Source organism: Streptomyces sp. NPDC002467 (assembly GCF_042889825.1).
GTDB lineage: Bacteria > Actinomycetota > Actinomycetes > Streptomycetales > Streptomycetaceae > Streptomyces.
The window spans coordinates 1-1844 of sequence record NZ_JBIARJ010000053.1 but is presented as its reverse complement, the minus strand read 5'-3'; the positions used below and the strand labels follow the sequence as shown (position 1 = coordinate 1844).

The 1844-nt window shown below is 68.3% G+C and carries 4 protein-coding genes; 1 reads left to right on the top strand and 3 read right to left on the bottom strand.

The window, feature by feature from the left end:
* The 3 genes from ACFYYJ_RS41515 to ACFYYJ_RS41505 all read right to left on the bottom strand — a co-directional run.
* On the bottom strand, nt 1-78 hold a 78-nt coding region (locus tag ACFYYJ_RS41515), incomplete at its 3' end, for a polyketide synthase docking domain-containing protein (RefSeq protein ID WP_376662508.1).
* An 89-nt stretch (nt 79-167) separates the two neighbouring features.
* Nucleotides 168-392, bottom strand: coding sequence for a ferredoxin (locus ACFYYJ_RS41510; RefSeq protein ID WP_385367161.1), 225 nt, complete (start codon nt 390-392; stop codon nt 168-170).
* Complete coding sequence (locus ACFYYJ_RS41505) at nt 389-1600, bottom strand: cytochrome P450 (RefSeq protein ID WP_389140216.1); 1212 nt, start codon at nt 1598-1600, stop codon at nt 389-391. The genes ACFYYJ_RS41510 and ACFYYJ_RS41505 overlap by 4 nt, the downstream gene beginning before the upstream one ends.
* On the opposite strand from ACFYYJ_RS41505, the gene ACFYYJ_RS41500 reads away from it, so the two are divergent.
* Nucleotides 1497-1844, top strand: a 348-nt coding sequence (locus ACFYYJ_RS41500; protein ID WP_389140213.1) for a polyketide synthase docking domain-containing protein, incomplete at its 3' end; no start/stop codon positions are given. The two genes, ACFYYJ_RS41505 and ACFYYJ_RS41500, sit on opposite strands and share 104 nt — an antisense overlap.

The following is a 1844-nucleotide window of genomic DNA, read 5'->3' as shown; positions in this document are numbered from 1 at the left end:
CAGCTCACGCCGGGCCTGTCGCAGATCGGCGGTGGCTCGCTTGAGGTATTCGCGGAACTTGTCTTCGTTGTCAGCCACTGGAGAGAGACCCGTTTCTGGGGAGGGGGCGAGCGGGCGAGCAGGCGGGCGGGCGAGCCGCCGGGCGGGGTGAGCCGCCGGGCGGGCCGTCAGGCCGGGATTTCCTCGACTTCGATCGCGAGCGACGGGCAGCGGCGGGCCGCGTCCTTCGTCTCGGCGTGCAGCGACGGGGCGGGGTCCTTGTCGAGCAGGAAGACGACGCCGTCCTCCTCGCGCTGGTCGAACACGTCCGGCGCGGTCAGCGCGCAGATACCGGAGGAGCAGCACTCCTCTTCCTTGATGGTGATCAGCAGACGGGTCTGGCTCTGGCTCACCAGGTCACCTCCAGTCGGTGGATTCCGAATACGGTCGCGTCCTTGAACGGAAGGTCCTCGGGCGGCGAGACCAGGCGCAGTCCGGGGACGCGCCGGAAAAGGGTGTCGTAGACGATTTCGAGTTCGGCCCGGGCCAGGTTCTGGCCGAGGCAGGCGTGCACGCCGAACCCGAACGCGACATGGCCGGACGTACTGCGTCCCAGGTCCAGTTCGGCCGGGTCGGGGAAGACCGACTCGTCGTGGTTGGCGGCCGCGGCCGACGCGATGAAGCCCTCGCCGGCGCGTACGACGACGTCGCCGACCTCGATGTCCTCCAGGGCCACGCGGGCGGTCGGGTAGTCCACGATGCTGAACCAGCGCAGCAGCTCCTCGACCGCGCCGGGCGTCCGGGACGGGTCGGCGGTGATCGTGGCGAGCTTCTCCGGCTCCCGCAGCAGGGCGGTCACACCCAGCGAGATCATGTTCGCCGTCGTCTCGTGGCCGGCCAGGAGCAGCAGCATCGCGAAACCGGTGAGCAGCTCGTGGTCGTGGATGCCGGCCTCGCGGTACTTCACGGCGAGCCGGCTGAGCAGCGCGTCGTCCGGCTCGTCGTCCTTGCTGGACACCAGCTCGCCGAGGAACGCGCGCAGCGCGCCGAAGGCCGCCCCGCGCTCCTCCGGGGTGCTGGAACGCTCCAGCAGCACCTCCGTGTACTTCTGGAACACGCCCCGGCTCTCGTACGGAACCCCCAGCAGCTCGCAGATGACGAGCGAGGGGACCGGCAGCGAGAGTTCCTGGACGAGGTCCACCGGCCTGCCGCCGGCGCCGGCCTCAAGAATTCTGTCCACGCATTCGTCGACGATTTCCTGAATTCGCGGTCGGAGTTTCCGGGTTCGATTCAGCGTGAATTCACTCGTGACCATGCGCCGGTGCAGCGAATGGTCCGGGGCGTCCATCGACAGCAGGAAACCCTTCTGCGCGAACGCCCCCACATTGGCGACGGTCGCGGGAAAGGCGGGATGGGCGCGACTGGCCGTGGTGGCCGGATGGCTGAGCAGGGTGCGCACGTGCTCGTGGCGCGTGGCCAGCCAGGCCGTCTTCCCGTTCTGGAGCACCACCTGCGACATGGGCTCTTCGGCGCGCAGCGGTGCGTACTCGGCCGGCGGACTGAACGGACACGTCCGGGCGAAGGGAAAGGACGGTATGCCGGAGATATCGGCGTCGGACATGGTGGTGACCTCTCGAGACAGAGAGCGCTTCGCGCCTGAAGGTAGGAGCAGCGGCTTAATTGCGACTAAACGCGCCCGGGCTTTAGGTCTGATTAAGGCCAAGCCAAGCAGCGGAGAGGAGGGTGGGGAGCCGAACGGGTGGCCCGGTAGCCCAAGGGGATGGCTCTGCATGCCGAATGAAGACAAGCTCCGCGATTACCTCAAGCGTGTGACGGCCGATCTCCAGCAGACGCGCCGCCGCCTC

Coding starts and splice junctions, on each gene's coding strand:
- ACFYYJ_RS41505 (WP_389140216.1), bottom strand. CDS start 1,600: ATGTCCGACGCCGATATCTCCGGCATACCGTCCTTTCCCTTCGCCCGG.